This window comes from Pseudomonas sp. NBRC 111119 (genome assembly GCF_001320125.1).
GTDB classification, from domain to species: domain Bacteria; phylum Pseudomonadota; class Gammaproteobacteria; order Pseudomonadales; family Pseudomonadaceae; genus Aquipseudomonas; species Aquipseudomonas parafulva.
On the sequence record NZ_BCAV01000034.1, the window covers coordinates 18,357 to 38,744 of the forward strand.

General features: G+C 61.0%; 16 protein-coding genes and 2 pseudogenes. 14 read left to right on the plus strand and 4 right to left on the minus strand.

The features are described from left to right. Positions 1-89: 89 nt before the first annotated feature. The 5 genes and pseudogenes from APH25_RS14475 (at position 90) to APH25_RS14490 (ending at position 4,280) form a co-directional block, all read left to right on the plus strand. Positions 90-1,865 carry a sensor domain-containing phosphodiesterase gene (locus APH25_RS14475; RefSeq protein WP_060482395.1) on the plus strand — a complete coding sequence of 592 codons (1,776 nt, stop codon included), beginning with the start codon at positions 90-92 and terminating at the stop codon, positions 1,863-1,865. Between the two features lie 76 nt (positions 1,866-1,941). Next, positions 1,942-2,718 (plus strand): annotated as a pseudogene (locus APH25_RS26280) (PAS domain-containing protein); the annotation flags it as partial. 102 nt (positions 2,719-2,820) lie between these two features. Further along, positions 2,821-3,270: pseudogene (locus tag APH25_RS26285) on the plus strand (methyl-accepting chemotaxis protein); the annotation flags it as partial. 114 nt (positions 3,271-3,384) lie between these two features. Then, a complete protein-coding gene (locus APH25_RS14485; RefSeq protein ID WP_060482397.1) occupies positions 3,385-3,867 on the plus strand; it encodes an ImmA/IrrE family metallo-endopeptidase in 483 nt (160 codons plus the stop codon). Beyond that, a complete protein-coding gene (locus APH25_RS14490) occupies positions 3,864-4,280 on the plus strand; it encodes a hypothetical protein (RefSeq protein WP_060482398.1) in 417 nt (138 codons plus the stop codon). The genes APH25_RS14485 and APH25_RS14490 overlap by 4 nt, the downstream gene beginning before the upstream one ends. Here the strand turns inward: APH25_RS14490 and APH25_RS14495 are convergent. Continuing rightward, positions 4,277-5,086: an amino acid ABC transporter permease gene (locus APH25_RS14495; RefSeq protein ID WP_060482399.1), complete on the minus strand. Its 810-nt coding sequence runs from the start codon at positions 5,084-5,086 to the stop codon at positions 4,277-4,279. The two genes, APH25_RS14490 and APH25_RS14495, sit on opposite strands and share 4 nt — an antisense overlap. After that, complete coding sequence (locus APH25_RS14500; RefSeq protein WP_060482400.1) at positions 5,083-5,904, minus strand: ABC transporter substrate-binding protein; 822 nt, start codon at positions 5,902-5,904, stop codon at positions 5,083-5,085. The genes APH25_RS14495 and APH25_RS14500 overlap by 4 nt, the downstream gene beginning before the upstream one ends. 118 nt (positions 5,905-6,022) lie before the next feature. Between APH25_RS14500 and APH25_RS14505 the strand changes: the two genes are divergently transcribed. Next, a complete protein-coding gene (locus tag APH25_RS14505) occupies positions 6,023-6,907 on the plus strand; it encodes a homocysteine S-methyltransferase family protein (protein WP_177331185.1) in 885 nt (294 codons plus the stop codon). Positions 6,908-7,071: 164 nt separating this feature from the next. After that, positions 7,072-9,045, plus strand: coding sequence for a choline BCCT transporter BetT (locus APH25_RS14510; protein ID WP_060482402.1), 1,974 nt, complete (start codon positions 7,072-7,074; stop codon positions 9,043-9,045). 5 nt (positions 9,046-9,050) lie between these two features. Here APH25_RS14510 and APH25_RS14515 read toward each other — a convergent pair whose 3' ends face one another. Then, positions 9,051-10,007 carry an arsenic resistance protein gene (locus APH25_RS14515; protein WP_060482403.1) on the minus strand — a complete coding sequence of 319 codons (957 nt, stop codon included), beginning with the start codon at positions 10,005-10,007 and terminating at the stop codon, positions 9,051-9,053. A 132-nt stretch (positions 10,008-10,139) separates the two neighbouring features. On the opposite strand from APH25_RS14515, the gene APH25_RS14520 reads away from it, so the two are divergent. From APH25_RS14520 to APH25_RS14550, 7 genes are all read left to right on the plus strand, one after another. Continuing rightward, complete coding sequence (locus tag APH25_RS14520) at positions 10,140-10,688, plus strand: fimbrial protein (protein WP_082428311.1); 549 nt, start codon at positions 10,140-10,142, stop codon at positions 10,686-10,688. A 59-nt stretch (positions 10,689-10,747) separates the two neighbouring features. Further along, a complete protein-coding gene (locus tag APH25_RS14525) occupies positions 10,748-11,521 on the plus strand; it encodes a molecular chaperone (protein WP_371262510.1) in 774 nt (257 codons plus the stop codon). Continuing rightward, on the plus strand, positions 11,505-14,093 hold the full coding sequence (locus tag APH25_RS14530; RefSeq protein ID WP_060482404.1) for a fimbria/pilus outer membrane usher protein: 2,589 nt from the start codon (positions 11,505-11,507) through the stop codon (positions 14,091-14,093). Before APH25_RS14525 ends, APH25_RS14530 begins: the two co-directional genes overlap by 17 nt. Next, positions 14,090-15,439 carry a fimbrial protein gene (locus APH25_RS14535; protein WP_060482405.1) on the plus strand — a complete coding sequence of 450 codons (1,350 nt, stop codon included), beginning with the start codon at positions 14,090-14,092 and terminating at the stop codon, positions 15,437-15,439. The genes APH25_RS14530 and APH25_RS14535 overlap by 4 nt, the downstream gene beginning before the upstream one ends. A 19-nt stretch (positions 15,440-15,458) precedes the next feature. Next, a complete protein-coding gene (locus APH25_RS14540; protein WP_060482420.1) occupies positions 15,459-16,142 on the plus strand; it encodes a molecular chaperone in 684 nt (227 codons plus the stop codon). A 74-nt stretch (positions 16,143-16,216) separates the two neighbouring features. After that, positions 16,217-19,114 (plus strand): ATP-binding protein, encoded by a 2,898-nt coding sequence (locus tag APH25_RS14545; protein ID WP_060482406.1) that lies wholly within the window; start codon positions 16,217-16,219, stop codon positions 19,112-19,114. A gap of 26 nt (positions 19,115-19,140) precedes the next feature. Then, positions 19,141-19,788 (plus strand): response regulator, encoded by a 648-nt coding sequence (locus APH25_RS14550; protein ID WP_060482407.1) that lies wholly within the window; start codon positions 19,141-19,143, stop codon positions 19,786-19,788. Between the two features lie 24 nt (positions 19,789-19,812). Here APH25_RS14550 and APH25_RS14555 read toward each other — a convergent pair whose 3' ends face one another. Then, positions 19,813-20,346 (minus strand): hypothetical protein, encoded by a 534-nt coding sequence (locus tag APH25_RS14555; RefSeq protein WP_060482408.1) that lies wholly within the window; start codon positions 20,344-20,346, stop codon positions 19,813-19,815. Positions 20,347-20,388 lie beyond the last annotated feature (42 nt).

Sequence of the window (20,388 nt, forward strand, 5' to 3'; positions counted from 1 at the left end):
GGCTTTCATTGTCCTTAACAATAAACACCAGATAAGCTGGCATTGTGCCTTATAGGCTACGATTCAAAGGTACTTCAACCGGAGTTTTCATGGACAATCTAACGATCCTGCAAGACGAGCGCTTGCGCCTGGTTGAAGTGGACCGCCTTACTTCCGAGCTGGCGGGCGGCTCCGACCCGGTACTCAACAGCATAGTCAACATGCTGTGTGCCTACTTCGACGTGCCCACCGTATTGGTCAGCGTGGTAGACCGCGACTATCAGGTGTTCAAGGCCAAGATTGGCCTGGCGGATGACCGCACCCCCCGGGACGTGTCCATCTGTGCTCACGGGCTTTGGCAGGAGTCGGTGCTGGAAATCTGCGACACCTTGCAGGACGCCCGCACTGTGGATAACCCGCTGGTACAGGCCAGCCCGCATATTCGTTATTACGCAGGTGCCCCCTTGGTGATTCGCCCCGGGGTGAGCCTGGGTGGCCTTTGCATCATCGACCATGAGACCCGGCCGGCCTTGTGCGAGCGGGACCGCAACCTGCTCAGCAACGCCGCCAGGGTTGTGGTCGAGCGCTTGCAGTCGATCCACCAGCAGAACTTCTACGACCCCATGACCGGCCTGCCCAACCGCCGCCGGTTCGAAGCCGACTTCAAGGATGCGGCGGCGCTGACGGGCCAGGTGGCTATCTTCATCGAGCCGATATCGGCCGCCGGCATGGACAGCCTGTTCAAGGCACTGGGTATCGAGTTCTTCACCAATTTCATGCTGGCGGTGAAAGAGGTACTGATGGCGGCGCTGCCGGAAGGTTGCCGCCTGTACCGGCCCAGCACCCTGGGCTTCATGACCGTGGTGGGTGCCTGTGACGCGTCCGTGTTGGGCGCCAGGCTGGGTGAACTGGTGCGTTCCCTGAGCGGCCCGCTGCACAGCGGTAACGTGCCCGTTGTGCCGGACGTGGGCATCAGCGTGCTTGCACTGGGCGTGGATGTAGACCCGTCGCTGGACATTCTGCGGTTGATGGCGAGCATGACGGACGCCGCGCGCAAGGCCGACCAGCGCTGGCTTGCCTACGACCCGGTGGTGGATGCCAGCCTGCGGCGCAACACCGCCATTCTCAACGCCCTGGAAGCGGCACTTGCCGCGCCAGACCAGCTCAGCCTGGTGTACCAGCCGCGCATGGACCTCAACAGCAACCGCTGCGTGGCGGTGGAGGCGCTGTTGCGCTGGGTGCACCCAACCCTGGGCCAGATCAGCCCGGCAGAGTTCATTCCGCTGGCAGAAACCACGGCGTCCATCCGCGGCATTACGCGCTGGGTCATCAGGCAGGTGTGCCACCAGATCGCTGACTGGCGGGCCCACCAGATCACCCTGCAGGTGTCGCTCAACATCTCGGCGCTCGATCTCGGTGACGGGCAATTGTATGACGACCTGAACAAGGCGCTGGCTGAATATGACGTCAGCCCTGCGCAGGTCGAGCTGGAGTTCACCGAAAGCGCATTGGTCACCGACTTCGACACGGTGCATGAGCAGCTTCAGCGTTTCCGCGCCCTGGGCGTCGCGATCGGCATCGATGACTTCGGCAGCGGTTACAGCAACTGGATCTACCTGCGCAAAATCCCCGCCACCAGCGTAAAGCTCGACCGCTCCCTGCTGGTGGAACTGCAACCGGGCGGCAATGACTGGCACATCGTACGTGGCCTGGTCAGCCTGTTGCGAGACCTGCGCCTGACCGTGGTTGCCGAAGGCGTAGAGACCGACCTGCATCACCATGTGTTGCGTGGGTGGGGCTGCGATCAGGGGCAGGGCTATTATTACGCCAGGCCCATGCCGGCAGCGGACCTTGCCGCGTGGTTACAGCAGGGGCGGCAAACCTGAGGCTTGTTCCCAGTGTCCTACCATTACCGGGGCTGTTCAGGCCCGAGAGTTGCTGCCCAACAATGCGAGGTGTTCCATGTTCAATCAACGGCTTAAGGAAGAGGTCGAGGCGCTCAGGCAGGAACTGTCCAGGCTGCGCGCTGCAGAACAGAGCAGGTCCAGCGAGATGCTTGAAATCACCGTGGACCGGGGCATGCAGATCACCGCAGTCAATGAACGCTTTGCACAGTTCATCGGCATCGACGCCTCGCGGCTGGTAGGCAGTTCACTGGGTACGCTGGCGCCCAGCTACGTCAAGGAGCTGCCGTGTTACAGGAACTTCCAGGCGGCGATTGCCAAAGGTACCGGTGTAAGCGACGCCTACCGTTACTTTGCCGCCGATGGCCGCATGGTGTGGATGCGTGCAGCCTGGTGCCCTGTGAAGTCGCCCATAGGTGAAGTCACGCACATGTCTGCCTACGGCATTGACGTCACGGCTGGCATCGACCAGGCCCGCGAGAATGAAGAGCTGATCAAGGCGCTGTCCCGCTCGACGGCGGTGATCGAGTTCAAGCTCGACGGCACCATCCTCACGGCCAATGAGAACTTCCTCAACACCGTGCATTACACCCTGGCGGAAATCGTCGGCAAGCACCACAGCCTGTTCTGCGACCCGGTGTACACCAGGTCTGCCGAGTATCAGCAGTTGTGGGCCAGCCTCAATGACGGCCGCTTCGTTGCCGAGCGGTTCAAGCGGCTCGACAAGCACGGGCGGGAGCTGTGGCTGGAGGCGTCGTACAACCCGGTGCGCGATACCCGTGGGCAGCTGTACAAGATCGTGAAGTTTGCGGTGGATATCACCGAGCAGGTGGAACACGAGCAGCAGGTCAACTCGGCGGCAGACGTTGCCTACGAAATTTCACGGCAAACCGACAGCTCCGCCCAGCGCGGCGCCGAGGCTGTGCGCGATACGGTCGACACCATGAACCGCATCGTCACCCAGGTTACCAGCGTGTCCACGGGCGTCGAGGCGCTGGGGCACCAGTCGCACCTGATCACATCCATCGTTTCCACCATCGGTGGCATTGCCCAGCAAACCAACCTGCTGGCGCTTAACGCCGCAATCGAAGCGGCACGTGCCGGCGACCAGGGCCGTGGGTTCGCGGTGGTGGCGGACGAAGTGCGCAAGCTGGCTGGCCGCACCAGCGCCGCTACCCAGGAAATCGTCGAAGTGGTGCAGAAGAACAACGCCTTGGTGGAAGAGGCGGTGGTCAGCATGGGGGAGAGCCGAAAACAGGCAGAAATTGGCCTGAGCCTGGCCCAGCAGGCTGGCAGCGTGATCAGCGAGATCCAGTCCGGGGCGCAGCAGGTGGTGACGGCGGTGGGGCAGTTTTCTTCGAAGTTGGTGGCGGATGGGCCGCGTTGAGGGTTTGAGGGCAGGCGACACATCGTGTGTCAGTGCGCATTTGACCCAGTCTGCTTGACTTGTGCAGAATCCAGCCTCATTTTCAAAACACCACCACCTGCGACAGGAGGCCGTATGGAGTACCGCACTGCAAACGACGTCCTGCATGCCCACTGGGACGGGCGGTTGCCTGTTAACCCCCTCGCCATTGCTCACGCGATGGGCATCGAGGTCAAACCGTTGAATCCTTTCGACCAAGCCAACTGGCGGCCCAACGAAAGTGGCCATTACTCCTATCGCGACGGCAATCCCCTCATCACCTATAACCTCGGCGACGCGCCGGTTCGCCAGCGCTTCACCATTGCTCACGAAATCGGTCATCACGTTCACGGTGATCTGGATGCCCCTCGTGATACCACCGAGCAATTCAGTGCCAGGGCGCGTGACCCGAGGGAGGTTGCCGCCAACAGGTTTGCTGCCGCCTTGTTAATGCCGGCAGCGTTGGTCAAGCACATGATCCTCGAGCAGCGAGTGACAGACCTCGCCCGGTTGGCCAAAGCTTTTGGGGTGTCCACAGCAGCAATGGAATTCAGGCTGAAGGCCATCGGGTTTCTATGACCAGCACCAGTGACGATCTGTCTCTTGGCGAAGCGGACAATGCAGGGCTTGTCAGTGACTACCTGAGGCGAGAGTCTTGGCGTTTTAGATGGGAGAAGCGCCTGACCACCGTGACGGTGGTACTGGTGATCATTTTCTACGTAGCGCTGCTTGGTTTTGTGTTTCTGGGCAACATTCGCATTAGCTTGGGCAGTTGGTATCTCTTCACTTCGATACGGCCCCACGCCACAGGTGATGTCCCTATCATCGTGGCGCTGTCGACCGTTCCCACCTTGCTTTTGATCGCCCTGCTTCGTTATTTCCATCATCGACCCAAGCCCGAGCAGGATGATGCTCAGGCTCCGCTGCCGATCAGCGTCGAAGCAGCCAGAGAGATCATCAAGGCTACCACCGATGCCATGAAGGGGCCTTAACGCTGATACGCCTTCCCGTAATGCCCCTCCAGCCGCGCCTGCACCAGTTCCAGCACAATCGACAGCACCCAGTAGATCACCGCCGCCGTGGTCAGCATTTCCAGGTAGCGGTAGCTGGAGCGGCCGTAGGACTGGGCAAGGAACATGACTTCCCATACCCCCATCACCGAGATCAGCGACGAATCCTTCAGCATCGAGATGAACTGGTTGGCCGTGGGCGGGATGATCACGCGCATGGCCTGGGGCAGCACGATGCTGCTGAAGATTTGCGGCGGGCGCATGCCGAGGGCCAGTGCGGCCTCACGCTGGCCCCGGGCCACGCCCAGAATGCCGGCGCGGAAGATTTCGCTGAGGTAGGCGCCGTAGTTCAGGGATAGGGCGATGATGCCGGCACTGATGGCGCCTGGCACCAGCCCCACCTGGGGCAGGCCCAGGTAGATGAGCAGGATCTGGATCAGCAGCGGCGTACCGCGGAAGAACGACGTATAGAAGCTGGCCACGCCCACCAGCACCGCGCTGCCCGACAGCCTGGCCAGGGCCGCAGCAAAGCCTAGCAGCACCGACACTACCATCGAGCATAGGCACAGGAACAGCGTCAGTGCCGCCCCTTGCAGAAACCCGTTTGGCCCAAGCGTGAAGCCCGCCAGGTTGGGAAACTTCTCCACAATGATCGAGAACTTCAGGTCAAAGCTGAGAAAGAACCCGATAAACAACGCGAACATCACCAGCCAGGTCAGCAGCAACCGGGTTTTGAAGCCCAGCAGACGGGGGGCCGTGGGTTTGGGGGCGGAAGGGAAGGTACTCATTTGCTGATATCGGCGCCGATCCATTTCTGCGACAGCTTGCTCAGGGTGCCATCCGCTTTCAGCTCGGCGAATACTTGGCGTACCTTGGCATCCCACTCGGCGTCGCCTTTTTCGATGGCTACGGCGTTCGGCTCTTCATAAAGCGGTGCACCGGCCAGCTTGAAGCGCTTGTCCTGGTTCAGGCGCGGTTGTGCGGTTACCAGGTTGGTGAGGATGGCATCCAGGCGCACGCCGGCGCCCAGCCCCAGGTCCTGGAAGGCGACGTTGTCGGTGTCGTAGGGCGCGATCTGCACGAAGTCGAACGGGTATTCGATCTTGCGCCCCTCGTCACCTTCAATCACCAGGTTCTTGTTCAGGTAGCTTTCATAGCTGGAGGCGCTGGTCAGGCCTACCTTGCGCCCGTCCAGGTCCTTGGCGCCGTGAATGCGATCGTCCTTGGCGTTGACCACGATCACCGCAGGCGATGCGTAGTATTCAACCGGGAAGTCGAACACCTCGGCGCGGGCCTTGCTCGGGGTCATGGAGCAGATACAGATGTCGTAGCGGCCGCTCCAGCGCCCTGCGGCGATCACGTCCCAGGACGGGGTTTCGAGGCGCAGTTTCACGCCCAGCTTGGCGGCCACGGCCTTGGCCACATCCACGTCGAAGCCATCCAGCTGGTTCTGGTCGTTCAGGAAGGAAAACGGCGGGTAGCTCTCCATCAGCACATTGACCAGTTCCTTGCGCGATTCGACTCGCTCCAGCGTGGCACCGGCAAAAGCCTGGGAGGCGGTGGCAAGCAGCACGAGGCCCGCGCCGAGCAATGCAGAAAATCGCATGTTCATACCTGAAAAGTTGGCCAAAAAAGGGTTTGGGTATTTAATAGTTATATATGTGGTCAACATAATGAATTTTATTCATAAGCACCTTTAGAGTAGTTATATGAAACAGCGAGCGATGGTGATTCTTGACGGTGGCATGGGCCGTGAACTGCAACGCAGCGGGGCGCCGTTCCGCCAGCCCGAGTGGTCGGCACTGGCCCTGAGCGAAGCGCCGGAGGCCGTGGTGGGTGTGCATGCGGCGTTCATTGCTGCAGGTGCCCAGGTGATCACCAGTAACAGCTACGCGGTGGTGCCTTTCCATATTGGCGAAGCGCGCTTCGCTGAAGAGGGGCGCCAGCTCGCCAATATTGCCGGGCAACTGGCCCGTCACGCCGCCGACAGCGGTGCGCACCCGGTGAAGGTGGCAGGCTCCTTGCCACCGCTGTTCGGCTCCTACCGCCCCGACCTGTTCCAGCCAGCGCGCGTGGCTGAGGTGCTGCTGCCACTGCTGCAAGGCCTGTCACCCCATGTGGACCTGTGGCTGGCAGAAACCCAAAGCGCCATTGCCGAAGTGCGGGCCATTCATCAGCACCTGCCTGCAGACGGCCGCCCGTTCTGGGTGTCGTTCACCTTGCAGGACGAAGACGTGGACGCCGTGCCACGCTTGCGCTCAGGTGAACCGGTAGCCGATGCCATCGAGGCCGTGGTTGCCCTCGGTGCTGCGGCGGTGCTGTTCAACTGCAGCCAGCCCGAAGTGATTGGCGCTGCAATCGATGTGGCCCGCCAGGTGATCGAACAGCACGGGGCCGAGGTGGCAATAGGGGCGTACGCCAACGCCTTCCCGCCGCAGCCGAAGGAGGCCACGGCCAATGATGGCCTGGATGAACTGCGTGAAGACCTCGACCCACCGGGCTACCTGGCCTGGGCCACCGACTGGCGCGAGCGGGGCGCCAGCATGGTAGGTGGCTGCTGCGGGATCGGCCCGGAGCACATTGCCGCGCTCAAACGCGACCTGGGCTGACTTGCTGGCGAATGCCTGGCGGTAAAACACAGCGGTTAAGTTTGGGAAATGCCGGAACTGACGGTAAGGTTTCAGTATCTCTCATTCATCACGCGCCGAGGGTGGTCGTGTCCTGACCACCCATTCTCGGTGCGCAGCGCTGAACGCCAGGAGTAATACTGCCTATGACTGCAGAGCAAAAACGCAGGAGCACCATCAACCCGCCCGTCTTCTTCACCAGTGCCATACTCGTATTGTTGCTGGTGCTGTATGCCACTGTTTTCCAGGAACACGCCCAGCACGTGTTCGAACACGTCCAGCAATGGATCATCACCAACGCCAGCTGGTTCTACATCCTCACCGTGGCGCTGGTACTCATCAGCGTGGTCTTCCTGGCGGTCAGCCGTTACGGCGACATCAAGCTGGGCCCGGACCACAGCGAGCCGGATTACCCCAACAAAAGCTGGTTCGCCATGCTGTTCTCCGCAGGCATGGGCATCGGCCTGATGTTCTTCGGCGTTGCAGAGCCGGTGATGCACTTCATCAACCCGCCGGTGGGTGAGCCCAACACCATCGCGGCAGCGCGCGAAGCGATGAACATCACGTTCTTCCACTGGGGCTTGCATGCCTGGGCCATCTACGCCATCGTGGCGCTGATCCTGGCCTACTTCAGCTTCCGCAATGGGCTGCCGCTGACTCTGCGTTCGGCGCTGTACCCGTTGATTGGCGAGCGTATCTACGGCCCCATCGGGCATGCGGTGGACATTTTTGCCATTCTGGGCACGGTGTTTGGCGTCGCCACTTCGCTAGGCTACGGCGTGCTGCAGATCAACAGCGGCCTGCACCAGCTGTTTGGTTTGCCCATCAGCACCACCATTCAGGTCATTCTGATTGCTGTCACCTGTACCCTTGCCACCCTGTCGGTGGCCAGTGGGCTGGATAAAGGCATCCGTATCCTCTCCGAGCTCAACCTGGGCCTGGCGGTGATCCTGATGCTGTTCGTGCTGATTGTGGGCCCGACCGTGTTCCTGTTGCAGGCCTACGTACAGAACACGGGCGCGTACCTGTCCGACATCGTCAATAAAACCTTCAACCTGTTCGCCTACGAACCCACCGACTGGATCGGTGGCTGGACGTTGCTGTACTGGGGCTGGTGGCTGTCCTGGTCGCCCTTCGTCGGGCTGTTCATCGCGCGTATTTCCCGCGGCCGCACCATTCGCGAGTTCGTCTGCGGCGTGTTGTTCGTACCGGCCGGCTTCACCCTGCTGTGGATGACCGTGTTCGGCGATACCGCCATTCACATGATCCTGCACGGCGGCATCAAGGACCTGGCGACGGTCGTCGACCAGGACAGTTCGCTGGCGCTCTTCGCATTCCTTGAGCACTTCCCGTGGTCAACGGCCGTGTCGATGCTGGCGGTGCTGATGGTGGTGGTGTTCTTCGTGACCTCTGCCGACTCCGGGGCACTGGTGGTCGACATGCTCGCTTCGTCGGGCAAAGGCCATTCGCCCCTGTGGCAACGGGTGTTCTGGTCGGTCACCATGGGCGCCGTAGCCATCGCCCTGTTGCTGGCCAACGGCCTCAAAGCGCTGCAGGCGGCCACTATCGCCAGCGCCTTGCCGTTTGCGGTCATTCTGCTGGTGGCGATGTGGGGGCTGTTCAAGGCGCTTGGCCTGGATGCCACCCGGCGCGGCCTGCGCACCCAGGCCCTGCCAGGCCAGCGCCAGCACCGGCAGAATCACGGCGGCTGGCAGCGGCGCCTGCGCAACATTGCCATGATGCCGCGCCGGGCTCACGTGACCCGCTTCATCAACGATGTGGTGAAACCCGCCTGTGAGGAAGTGGCCCAGGAACTGCGCAAGCAGGGTTACGACGTCACGGTAGATGAGCGCGACGACGGCCGTGTCACCTTGGAGTTGTCCCATGCGGGTGAAGGCCGCTTCAAATACGAAGTTCGCCCGCGCGCGTTCAATACCCCCAGTTTTGTCATCCGCGAGTCGGACGACAACAACGATGCACGCAAGTACTTCCGCGCCGAGGTGTACCTGCGTGAAGGTGGCCAGGACTACGACGTCATGGGCTGGAGCCGTGAGGATGTGATCGGCGATATCCTTGACCAGTACGAGCGCCACCTGCACTACCTGCACGTGGTCAGCTGAGCCCTTTACGTGCGGGTGAGCCTCGGGATCGCCCGCACGTAGATCAGCTCGCACACCAGCTCCACCAGTGTTTGCGTAATCACCGCCGCCGCTGCCAGGGTGCGTAACGGCTCTGGCAACGCCAGTGCCAATGGCAGCACTACCAGTGAATTACGGGTGGATGCACTGAACATCATCGAGCGTTGCTGGGGCACCGGAAGCCGCATCAGCCGTGCGGTCGCCCAGCCGATCAGCGGTGCCAGCACTGCAAAGGCTAGGTACACCGGTACCACGGGTAGCAACTGGCCCACGTCCCTCAGCACCACGCTGATCTGCGGTGCGATCACCACGAACAGCACCAGCGCCATTGCCGGTACTGGCATCCAGGCCCAGGCGTCGTTCCAGGCAGCCACCGCAGTGGACCGTTTGACACTTGTGATGGTCAGCACCGCCAGCCCCAGCGGCAGCACGATCAGTAACAGAAATGCCTGCAGAAACGGCCTGATCGCCAGGTCTACCTGTGCGCTGTCCCCCAGCAATACCGCCAGGTAAACCGGCAGCAGCACCAGTTGCAGCAACAGCAGTATGGGCGTGGCCGCCAGGGTCAACCATGCATCGCCCTTGCCCAGGTGGGTGAACATCACCACGTAGTCGATACAGGGCGTCAGCAGTACCAGCAATGCGCCCACCAGCAGTGCTGGGTAGTGCACCAGGCCACGGGTAATGGCCGCGACCAGCAACGGCACCAGAATGAAATTGGCCAGCAGCAAGGCAGCCATGAAGCGGCGATTACTCAGGCCCTCGCGCAGGCTCAGAAACGGAATCTGCAGGAACATGGCGTACATCAGTACGGCAATAGCGGGGGTGGCCAGTGCTTCCAGATGGCGCGCGGCGGTGCTGGACAGCAAGCCAAACACGGTGGCCGCCAGCACGGCGGCGAAGTAGATCAGGGTCTGGTGGGTTTCGAGTTGGTCTCTGGTCAAGCAGTAGCGCCTCTGGAAGGGTGGCGGTGTTATTGATACGCAGCCGTAGTTTTTAAGACGCGTCTTAAAGCCAGCAAGGTGAGGGGTATTCATTCTGTGTGCTTGTCTCCAAACAAGCACAGGAAGTTTTGAATGAATGTTCGCAACGCCATGTGGGCGATTGCTGCACTCGCGATTACACCCAATATTGCGTCTGCGGCCAGCACTATAAACTTTAATGGCGAGATTACGTCGCAAACCTGTTCGGCGGTGGTCAATGGCGTTGCCGAACCCACGGTACTGCTCAACAGCGTTCCGGTGGGGGCTCTCAACGGGAATGCTGGCAGCGTTGCAGGCGAGACAACGTTCAGCCTGCGGCTCACCGGGTGCGTGGCCCCGGCGGAGAATGATCAGACATTTGCAGTGATCTTTCAGGCCATCAACCCGACTACCGCAGCGGGCAACCTGGTCAATACCGCCACCGGCGGTGCCAGAGGTGTAGCTTTGCAAATACTGGACAGGCCGGGTGGTACGCGGTTGAACCTGGCAGGAAACGCAGTTGTTACAGCCGGCACTATCAGCCTGCCCTCCGGTCAGACCGCCGCCAGTGCCGACTACGCCGTTCGCTACGTGGCCGAAGAACCGACCGTTACGGTCGGGCCTGTCCTCAGCTCCGTGACCTACACCGTGCGCTACGAATGATTAATGCTCGCCTCAAGGGTATGTGGCGGGTCGCCAGGCGCTGGAGTACTCGATGCCCAATGCCCATCTCTTGTCGTGTACTGATGTGCGGTGTGCGCCTGCACAGAGCGGTGCCCCTTGTACTGGCGTTGGTGATGGCGGGTGCCTGGACGGTGCCGGCCAGTGGAAGCGTGGTAGTCAACGGTACACGTGTCATCTATCCAGGTCAGGCTCGGGAGAAGACAGTACGGATAACCAACCAGGATCACTTCAGCAACGTGGTTCAGGCCTGGGTCGACATTGACGATCCTGTTTCGACACCTGAAACGGCAGATGCACCGTTTCTGGTAAACCCGGCGGTCTCGCGGCTGGCGTCTGGCAGTGGCCAGACGCTGCGCATCATCTACACCGGCGCCGGGCTGCCACAAGATCGCGAATCCTTGTTTTACCTCAACATCCTGCAAATTCCGCCCCGCAATACCGCGCATGCCGATCGCGATCAGATGCTGCTGATGCTGCGTAACCGCCTGAAAATGTTCTATCGCCCGGAAAGTGTTGCGGGAAACTCGGGCCAGTTGCCTGAAAAGCTGCAGTTCAGCCTGGCTCAGGTCGGGACCAGTTGGCAGGTACGGGTGCATAACCCCACGGGTTTCTACGCCTCTTTCGGTTCTGCGGTGTTGGAGGTGGGCGACCATCGCCTACCTCTGCAGCCGGCCATGGTCGAGCCGTTCGGAAAGGCTGAGTGGGCGCTACCTGATCCTGGGCTGCTGTCGGATGGGGTAGTGCAACTGCGCGCACAACTGATCAACGACTACGGCGCCCAGGTAGGGATCTTCCATGAACTGTCGCGTTAGGTGCCAGCATGCGCCCGCCGTGCTTGGCGCTGTCATGTTGCTTGCCAACGAGTTTGTCGTCGGTGGCGAGGCTACCTATCGGTTTGACGATAGCCTGTTGCTGGGGTCAGGCCTGGCAGGTGGCAGCCTTGAGCGGTTCAATAACCGCAGCCAGGTCGACCCAGGCACCTACCTGGTCGATCTGTATCTCAATGGCCGCTATGTCAACCGACTCGACGTGGCGTTTCGCAGCCGCAGCGCAGATATAGAACCGTGTTTCAACGAACGGTACCTGCGCGACGGCCTGGGGGTTCGTGGCGAACCTGAAAATGAGACCGATAAGCAGGATGACTGCCCGGCCCTCAGCCAACGCCTGCCCAGTGCGTCCTTCAAGTTTGACAGTGCGCTACTGCGGCTGGACTTGACCATTCCCCAGGCATTGCTGGATCTCAAACCGCGTGGCTACATCAGCCCCGAGGAATGGGAACCGGGCAACAGCATGGCCTTTGCCAATTATGACGCCAACCTGTATCGCTCCCGCTATGCACTGGGTGATGACGGTGACTCAAGTTACGGGTACCTGGGCTTGAACACCGGAATCAACATTGGTCTTTGGCGCTTGCGCCATCAATCCAACTACAGCTATTCGAATTTCGGCGGTAACCGCCTGAGCAACTGGAACAGCGTCCGCACATATGTTCAACGCGCCCTGCCCCAGTGGCGTAGCGAGTTGACCCTGGGCGACAGCTACACCCAGGGCAACCTGTTTGGCAGCATTGGTTACCGTGGTGCGCGGCTGGCGTCCGACGACCGCATGCTGCCCGACTCGCAGCGCCAATATGCGCCACAAGTACGGGGTACCGCGAGCAGCAGTGCACGGGTGGTGATCAGCCAGGACGGTCGGAAGATTCACGAAACTACGGTTGCCCCTGGGCCGTTCGTAATCGATGACCTGTATGGCACCGCCTATAACGGGGACCTTGATGTCCAGGTGATCGAAGCGGACGGCAGCATCACACAATTCACCGTGCCCTATGCTGCGGTACCCGACTCGATACGCCCTGGGCATTCGCGCTACAGCGCAACGCTAGGCGATGTGCGTCAGAGTTACCGCGGCCACGGCACTTTTGCCGAGCTTACTTACCAGCACGGCCTGAGCAACGCATTGTCCGCGAACCTTGGGGGGCGTGTGGCCGAAGGTTATCTGGCAGCGCTGGGGGGTGGTGTGGTGGCAACGCCCTATGGTGCCTTTGGGCTCAACACCACGTTCTCCAGCGCAACAGTGGAGAACAACCAGCGTAGACAGGGCTGGCGGCTGGGTTTGAACTACAGCCGTACGTTTCAGGCCACTGATACTACGGTGACCTTGGCCGGTTACCGTTATTCGACGCAAGGCTATCGGGACCTGGCCGATGCCCTTGGTGCGCGTCGTACTGGCAAGGATGAAGAACCCTGGGACTCAAGCACCTTCAAGCAACGCAATCAACTCACCCTTATGCTCAACCAGAGCCTGGGTGACCATGGCAGCCTGTTTTTGACTGGCTCCAGGAGTGACTACTACGACGGCAAAAGCAGGGACGTGCAACTGCAATTTGGCTATTCCAACACCTGGAGGCAGCTCAGCTACAGCCTGACCTACTCGCGACAGCGCACGATGTGGTTCCGGGAGACGGGTAACGATCGGCTGCTGGTGCAGGAGCCTTGGCTCGCACGCTCCAGAAATCGGAATGACACGCTGACCCTCAGCCTATCGATGCCGTTAGGTTCTTCAGGGCGCGCACCCAGCCTGAGCTCCACGCTTAGCCGTCGCTCGGGCGACACGCGCGGCAGCGCTATCCAGACGGGACTCAACGGCACCTTGGGTGACGGGAGCAGCACCAGTTACGCCATCGCAGCCGGTCGTGACAGCAGTGGGCGAGGGACGGACTGGAACGCCAACTTGCAGAGGCAGACATCCCTCGCCACGTTCAGTGGGGGCTATTCGCAGGGCACAGACTACCGGCAGCTCAATGCAGGCGTGCGCGGTGCGGCAGTGCTGCACCGTGACGGGCTTACTCTTGGCCCTTATGTTGGCGATACCTTTGCCCTGGTTCAGGCCAAGGGGGCAGCAGGTGCAGCCATACGGGGTGGCCAAGGCGCTCGCGTCGATCGCACGGGTCACGCACTGGTGCCCTCGCTTTCACCTTATCGCTACAACGCGGTGGGCCTGGACCCGGAGGGCATCAGCGACCTGGCCGAGTTGGTGGAAACGGAGCGCAAGGTAGCGCCTTACGCAGGCGCAGCCGTGCGTGTGGTGTTCAAAACCCTGGCCGGGCATGCATTGCTGGTCCGCGCCAGCATGGCCGATGGAGCCTCGTTGCCATTGGGGGCCGATGTTGTCGATGAAAACGGCACCGCGATTGGTTTGGTTGGGCAGGGCGGGCAGGTGTATGCACGTGCCGAAGCGGACAAGGGCAAGCTACATGTGCGCTGGGGCGATCGCGTCGAGGATGGCTGCTGGCTCCCCTATGACCTGACGCTTCAAGCCGCTCGCACTGGCCACGGCCTGGTCTTGCTTGACGGGGTGTGTATGCCTACCAAGGAGCAGTCATGAAGCGGGCGATCAGGTTTTTGACAGTGTGTGCCATGATGGTTTCGCCGGTTGCCTTGGCCACTTGCTACAAGGTGACTTCGGTAGGCCGGCCCGACACTACGGCGAACTGGCAGATTCGCCCGGGCGAGGGTATTGCCAGTTCCTGGCTGGGAGCATGCGGTACCTGCAACGGGTCGCTTGGCCTTCCAAGCGTGATCAACGTCAGCGACCCCAGCTTTCAGCCTTACCCGACACTACTGGCGAGCGCTGTGGTGCCATTCACCCAGTATGGCTCAGTGGCCGGTTTCGACCCGGAACACGTCCTGTTTCGCTGTGAGCCGCAAGATGAGGTGTATGAAATGTTCTCGACCAATGGCAACAACCTCTACAGTGGTTGGTACCGGGGCGGGGACAGTGTTGGAAACGCCATTGGCCTGCAACATGCCTACAGCACCGCATGGCCAAATGTGCTGCTTCGCCTTACCCATCTTGATACCGGGCAGTACATTACCTCTGTCTGGAATGAGCGGCGGTTGAGCGGCCTGGATCGGGATTCCAGAGGCTACCAACTGCTCAAGGCCAAGAACCTGAGCGCGGTGCGCGCGGAGTTGTTCAGTGCGCCATTTGATCGCAGGTTCAGCCTCTACAGTCCCACTGAGGCTTCGCAACAATACCGGTATGCACAGCCAGCTGCTTATATCGCCATCAAGGGGCCGGGCATCGGTTTCCCGAGAGTAGGCGAGCCCCACTTTGGTAACTATGGCGGCTGGTTCAGAAACTGGCCGGGTTCACTGGGCCTGTACAACAGGGTAACGCTCAAGCGCTACCCCACCTGCGCCGTGACCAGTGTCACCTCCCATGTGACCTTCGCGCCCATTTCAACGGATGAGCTCAATGCCGGTGCCAGCCGCGAGGTGCCTTTCGAAGTGGCCTTCAAGTGCCAGCAAAATGCAGAATACTCAACGGCCGTCAATGCAACCGCCCTGGGTATAAAGGTTTCGCCGGGTTCACTGGCTGCTTCCGCTGCGCTTGGTTTGATGAACGCAGAGGGTGGCGCGTCGTACTTGCTTTCCGACCGTTATGGCCAGCCTGGGATTGCAGAGGGGGTTGGCATCCGCATATTGCGCTCCGGGGCCCCCATCAACCTGTTGGCCAATGAGGATTCTGCCGGCGGGGTGGCCTCGAACTCGCGTGGCTGGTACCCGGTCGTGGGTGCAGGTTCCAACCTGGCAGGCAGCCTGGATGGCGTTGCCCAGTACAGTGAGATCTTTCACGCCCGGCTCGAGAAACTTCAGGGTCCAAGGCAGCCCGCTGTGACCGGCGGGCGTGTGGAGGCGACGGCGCAAGTGGTGATACGTGTTCAGTAGTGGCGTGCGCGTTGTGCTGATGATCGCGACAATGCTGGCTGGGATGAACGCCGTGGCTGGCGTTACCGCCGAGCGAACACGGGTGGTTTTCCAAGGTGCTCAGCGTGAGGCGTCACTGGCGTTGGTCAACCAGAACACCTACCCGGTCATGGTGCAGGCCTGGGTGGATGACGGGGAGCTGGGGTCAAGCCCCGATACCGTCGCACCCGTCTTGCCACTACCGCCACTGTTCCGCTTGGCGCCAGGGCAGCAACGCAGCTTGCGCCTGCTGTATAGCGGTGAGGCACTGCCGGCGGATCGTGAGTCGATGTACTGGCTCAACCTCTACGAAATCCCTCCCCGGCCCAGTGAGTTGCCTGCGGAAGGCGAAACCCGGCTCACCATTACATTGCGCACCCAGATGAAAGTGATCCTGCGCCCGGAGGGGCTTGCAGGCAGTGCTGGCGATGCCGTCCGGCGTCTGAAGGCCAGCAGCGAACGCCGCGGGTTGATGATGACCAATCCCACCCCCTACTTCATCAGTCTGTCCAGCGTAGAGGCGCGCCAAGGCCAGGTGTCCGTTGTGCTAGGGGCCGATACCTTGGCACCTTTTTCGAGCAAGGTGCTTGTGGGTGACCGGCCTGTGGAAACAGGTGCTGACGTGCACTTTTTTTGGTTGGACGATGACGGCAATGCCCGGCAAGCAACCGTGGTGGTTCACTGACCTTGCCCCATAGCCTTCTGCTCATTGGCTGAACCGGCCTTTTGCTCTCCCCCCATCATGCGACGATCCTGAACATGAAACATGCCAGCCTTCGGATGGACAAGCTTGCCCGAAGCTCCCAGCGCCTGAACAAGACCTTGCTGCTGCTCAGCGGGTTGCTGATGCTGTTGTCCAGCACCTGTTACTGGGCGGTTTCGCGGCTGTTGGAATCGGAGCAGCAGCGCCTGGAACTGCATTTTGCCCGGGTGGTGGAAATCATCAATGAACACGAGGTATTCCTGCGCAACGTAGTCACCAGCAACCGCCAGTCTGCACTCTCTCTTGCCCAGCTGGCGCATCCGGTTGCGGTGGTCGAGTCGCTGCCCATTCCCGGGCGTACGCTGCTAAAGGCGCGGGGGCTAGAGCTGTCGCTGGCGTTCTCGCTTGCCTACAGTAGCGGTTATACCTCTGCAGATGTGCGACGCGCGCTGGCACTGGGTTTTGAGCTCACCGATTATTACGGTGGTTTCTGGGCACGCTCCTTCTATGCCTCCCCGCAGGTATTCGTCCTGGCGCCCGGCAGGGCCAGCCTGGCCATTCCGTACGCAGGTGACCAGCGCCAGCACCTGCCTTTGTTGCCTCAGCACTACATGGCTGCGGTGGACCGCCTGGGGCAACTGATGGCCACCCCGGGCTTGCTCGCCGACCAGCGCGTGCACTGGCTGCGGTCCCCGGCGCCGCTCTACGATGACAACCTGCGAATCGTCGCCATGATTCGTTTCGACGCGGACTACACCCTGCATCCCGCCGGCACTCCCCAGCAGCCGCTGGCCTTGGCGGCAGTGATGGACACGGAACAGATCGATGAATTCGAGCGGGTGTTGCGCCTGTCGGTGTACAACCAGTTCACCTTGATTTCACCCGAAGGCGATGTGCTGATGGGGGAACTCGGCGTGGACGACGCGGCTCCCTTGGGCCTCAGTTTCAATGGCGATGGCCTGCGCTTCAAGATGAAGGCATCAGGGGGCAGGCCCTGGACCGGCCTGTATGCGATCACGTACCAGAACTTCCTGCGTTATGCCAAGTGGCCGTTGCTGGGCCTTGGGCTCACCTTCATTGCCGCGATCATCCTTGGCTTGTGGATCGACCACTGGTTCAAGTCGCGTATTGTCGTACCTGCCCAGCGTGCTCAGGACCGGCTTGCCGAAAACGAGGCGTTCAACCGTATCATCCTGCACAACGCCCCGGTCGGCCTCTGCGTCGTGCGCCGGTATGACCGGCAGTTGCTGCTGGAAAATGAACGCGCGGTGCAGTGGGGCATTGCCTCGGCCGTGACCCAGGTATTGGCGCAACATTACGGCGATCAGGCTCCCGGCGAAATGTGTCTGCTGGTGGAAGGGCATTACCTGCAAGCGGTGGTGGTTGCTTCGCGCTACGACGGCCAGGATGTCTTTCTCTGTGGCTGTAATGATGTCACCCGGCACGTCGATGAAAACCAATTATTGAATCAGGCGCGCCGGCAAGCCACGGCCGCCAATGAAGCAAAAACCGTATTCCTGGCGACCATGAGCCATGAAATACGCACGCCTTTGTACGGCGTGCTGGGCAACCTGGAACTGCTCTCGCTGACTGATCTGGGCGAGCGTCAGCGCCACTACCTGGAAATCATCGAAAGTTCATGTGCGGTGCTGTTCCAGCTGATCAGCAACGTGCTGGATGTCAGCAAGATCGAGTCCGGGCAGATGGCGCTGGAGCGAATACCGTTTGACCCCCACCAGCTGGTCGAGGATGCAGTGGCCAGTTTCACGGCCACGGCCCATAACAAAGGTTTGCAGATCGACTCGGAAATCGACCCGGCCATGCCCGCCCTCGTGGAGGGGGACGCCGGGCGGATACGCCAGGTGCTGAACAACTTGCTGGGCAACGCCATCAAGTTCACCGATTGCGGGCGTGTACGCCTGCGTCTTACGGTCCAGGAACGTGCCGATGACAGTGTGCTGGTGCAATGGCAGGTCACCGATACCGGGAAAGGTATTCCCGAGAAGGCGATTGAACACTTGTTCAAGCCGTTCTACCAGGTTAGTGCCGGTGAAGAGGGCGGTGGTGCAGGACTGGGGCTTTCCATCTGCTCAAGGCTGAGCGAGCTGATGGGGGGGAGCATGCGTGTGGTGAGCGAGCTGGGGCTGGGCAGCAGCCTCTCGCTGATCGTTCGCCTGCCTGTGGTCGAAAGCTCCCGCACCGTGACACCGGCCCAGTTTGTGCCGTCATATACCCAGGTGCCTTCCCTGGACGTGCGCGTACTGGTAGCTGAGGACAACCCGGTCAGCCAGGCCGTCATGGCCGAGCAACTGACGGCGCTGGGTGCTCGCCCCACGGTGGTAAGTGATGGCCAGCAGGCGCTTGAAGCGTGGTCCGCGCAGGCTTTCGACCTGGTGATCACTGACATCAACATGCCCCGCCTCAATGGCTATGCGTTCACACGCGCCCTGCGCGAACAAGGCGTGTCGGTCCCGATCATCGGCATCACCGCCAATGCGCTGCGTGAAGAGGGTGAGCGTTGCCTGGCCGCCGGCATGAATGCCTGGCTGGTGAAGCCTTTGAGCCTCGGGGGGCTGCGCCAGGCGCTGATTTCCCAGTGCCGGCGTGCGGCCGGTCAGGGTGCTGCCGTCCGAGAAGAGGATGAAGACCGTACCGGCTGGATCGAGCTCTCGACCCCCATGCGTCAGCTGCTGGCAGAAACGCTGCTGGCAGATGTGGCGCAGATCGAGCAGGGCTTGGCCCACGGCGATGCCGCCTTGGTGCAGCAACGGTTGCACAGCCTCAGTGGCGCGTTGGCGAGCGTGCATGCCAAGGGCCTGTATGAGGTTTGCCAGCGCTTGGAAGATGCTCTTCAGGAGGCGCCCATGGAAGGCCTGCTGGCCGAACAGATCCGCGCGTTGTGCACGCGTCTCGGCGTAGTTGCGCAGTGTCTGCTGGACGATTTTTCTGGGTGAATCCTGCCCGACAAGGAGTGTTGTACATGCCGCAACTAAACGTGGTCATTGCCGACGACCACCCCATCGTTTTGCTGGGCGTGCGCGAGGTCGTGCAACGCAGTGGTCACTACAACGTCATCGCAGAGGCCGTCAGTTCTTCAGCGCTGATCGACCAACTGCAACACCACCACCCGCACATTCTCATCACCGATTTCAACATGCCGGGCGATGCCGTCTATGGTGACGGCTTCAAACTCGTCGAATACATTCTGAGGCACTTTCCGCTAACCCAGGTGTTGGTGCTGACCATGGTTTCCAGCACCCTGATCCTGGCTCGGCTGCATGAACTTGGGGTGGCTGGGGTGATACAAAAAAACCAGCTTCATGATGAAATCGACAAAGCCCTGGAAGCCTTGAGAAAGCGGCAGCGCTACGTGAGCCTGATGCCGGCGCCGGTCTCGGTGGTGCGCGCAAGCATCGAAGTGCAAGCGCGCTTTCATCGGCTCTCTGCCAAAGAGCTGGAAGTACTGCGTCTGTTCGTTGCGGGCATGACGGTGGGCGATATCGCGCGTCAGCTGTCGCGTAGCAACAAGACGGTCAGCGCCCAGAAAGTGTCGGCCATGCGCAAGTTGCAGGTTGAAAGTGATCAGGATCTGCTGACGTATTGCCTCGAGGCCAACCCGTTCCAGTGAGCCATGCAGCAACAGGCTGGCCTCTCAATTTGCCTTGAGCCAGTCGACATCGCGTTGCTCAAACGACAGTGTCAGTGCACATGGCCCCGCGCCTGCGTGGCAAACCGCGTAATGGCCCACCGGGTAGAGGTGGTTAAGCCCCAAGGGGGCAGAGATGTTCGTCAGGTAGACATCGAGTTCATCGGTGTCGGTGGCACTCACAACCAGCGGGGCACCGGTGTGTACTTCGGTCACTGTCCAGGTTGACGGATCCTGTCGGCCAATGGGTCCAACCGTCACCACCCCATCCGTCTTGGCGAAAACCCCATGGCCAAAATGCTGGCCACTTCGAACGTAGAGGCGATAACCCTCGTCACTATGGCGGAAGTACAGCAACAACGGGGCAGGCGCAGCCACCCGGTCGAAGGTGATAAGCCCCAAGTCCTGGCCGTGCTGCCAGTCCTCATCCGAGCAATTGAGCATGCCAAGCACCGATGCGCCGTCCAGGGCATGAGCAGGATTGGTCAGTGGGCTCTCCAGCACCACCTCACCGCGGGTCATGCTGTCGAAAGTATTCACTGGGCAACCCTTTACTTGGAGGGTTGCAATAAAGGAACGGGC

Excerpts from the sequence above, each read along its gene's own strand:
- APH25_RS14500 (WP_060482400.1), bottom strand. The coding sequence starts at position 5,904 with ATGCGATTTTCTGCATTGCTCGGCGCGGGCCTCGTGCTGCTTGCCACC.
- APH25_RS14485 (WP_060482397.1), top strand. The coding sequence starts at position 3,385 with ATGGAGTACCGCACTGCAAACGACGTCCTGCATGCCCACTGGGACGGG.
- APH25_RS14540 (WP_060482420.1), top strand. The coding sequence starts at position 15,459 with ATGATCGCGACAATGCTGGCTGGGATGAACGCCGTGGCTGGCGTTACC.
- APH25_RS14505 (WP_177331185.1), top strand. The coding sequence starts at position 6,023 with ATGGTGATTCTTGACGGTGGCATGGGCCGTGAACTGCAACGCAGCGGG.
- APH25_RS14535 (WP_060482405.1), top strand. The coding sequence starts at position 14,090 with ATGAAGCGGGCGATCAGGTTTTTGACAGTGTGTGCCATGATGGTTTCG.
- APH25_RS14475 (WP_060482395.1), top strand. The coding sequence starts at position 90 with ATGGACAATCTAACGATCCTGCAAGACGAGCGCTTGCGCCTGGTTGAA.
- APH25_RS14545 (WP_060482406.1), top strand. The coding sequence starts at position 16,217 with ATGAAACATGCCAGCCTTCGGATGGACAAGCTTGCCCGAAGCTCCCAG.
- APH25_RS14495 (WP_060482399.1), bottom strand. The coding sequence starts at position 5,086 with ATGAGTACCTTCCCTTCCGCCCCCAAACCCACGGCCCCCCGTCTGCTG.
- APH25_RS14510 (WP_060482402.1), top strand. The coding sequence starts at position 7,072 with ATGACTGCAGAGCAAAAACGCAGGAGCACCATCAACCCGCCCGTCTTC.
- APH25_RS14490 (WP_060482398.1), top strand. The coding sequence starts at position 3,864 with ATGACCAGCACCAGTGACGATCTGTCTCTTGGCGAAGCGGACAATGCA.
- APH25_RS14525 (WP_371262510.1), top strand. The coding sequence starts at position 10,748 with ATGCCCATCTCTTGTCGTGTACTGATGTGCGGTGTGCGCCTGCACAGA.
- APH25_RS14530 (WP_060482404.1), top strand. The coding sequence starts at position 11,505 with ATGAACTGTCGCGTTAGGTGCCAGCATGCGCCCGCCGTGCTTGGCGCT.
- APH25_RS14520 (WP_082428311.1), top strand. The coding sequence starts at position 10,140 with ATGAATGTTCGCAACGCCATGTGGGCGATTGCTGCACTCGCGATTACA.
- APH25_RS14550 (WP_060482407.1), top strand. The coding sequence starts at position 19,141 with ATGCCGCAACTAAACGTGGTCATTGCCGACGACCACCCCATCGTTTTG.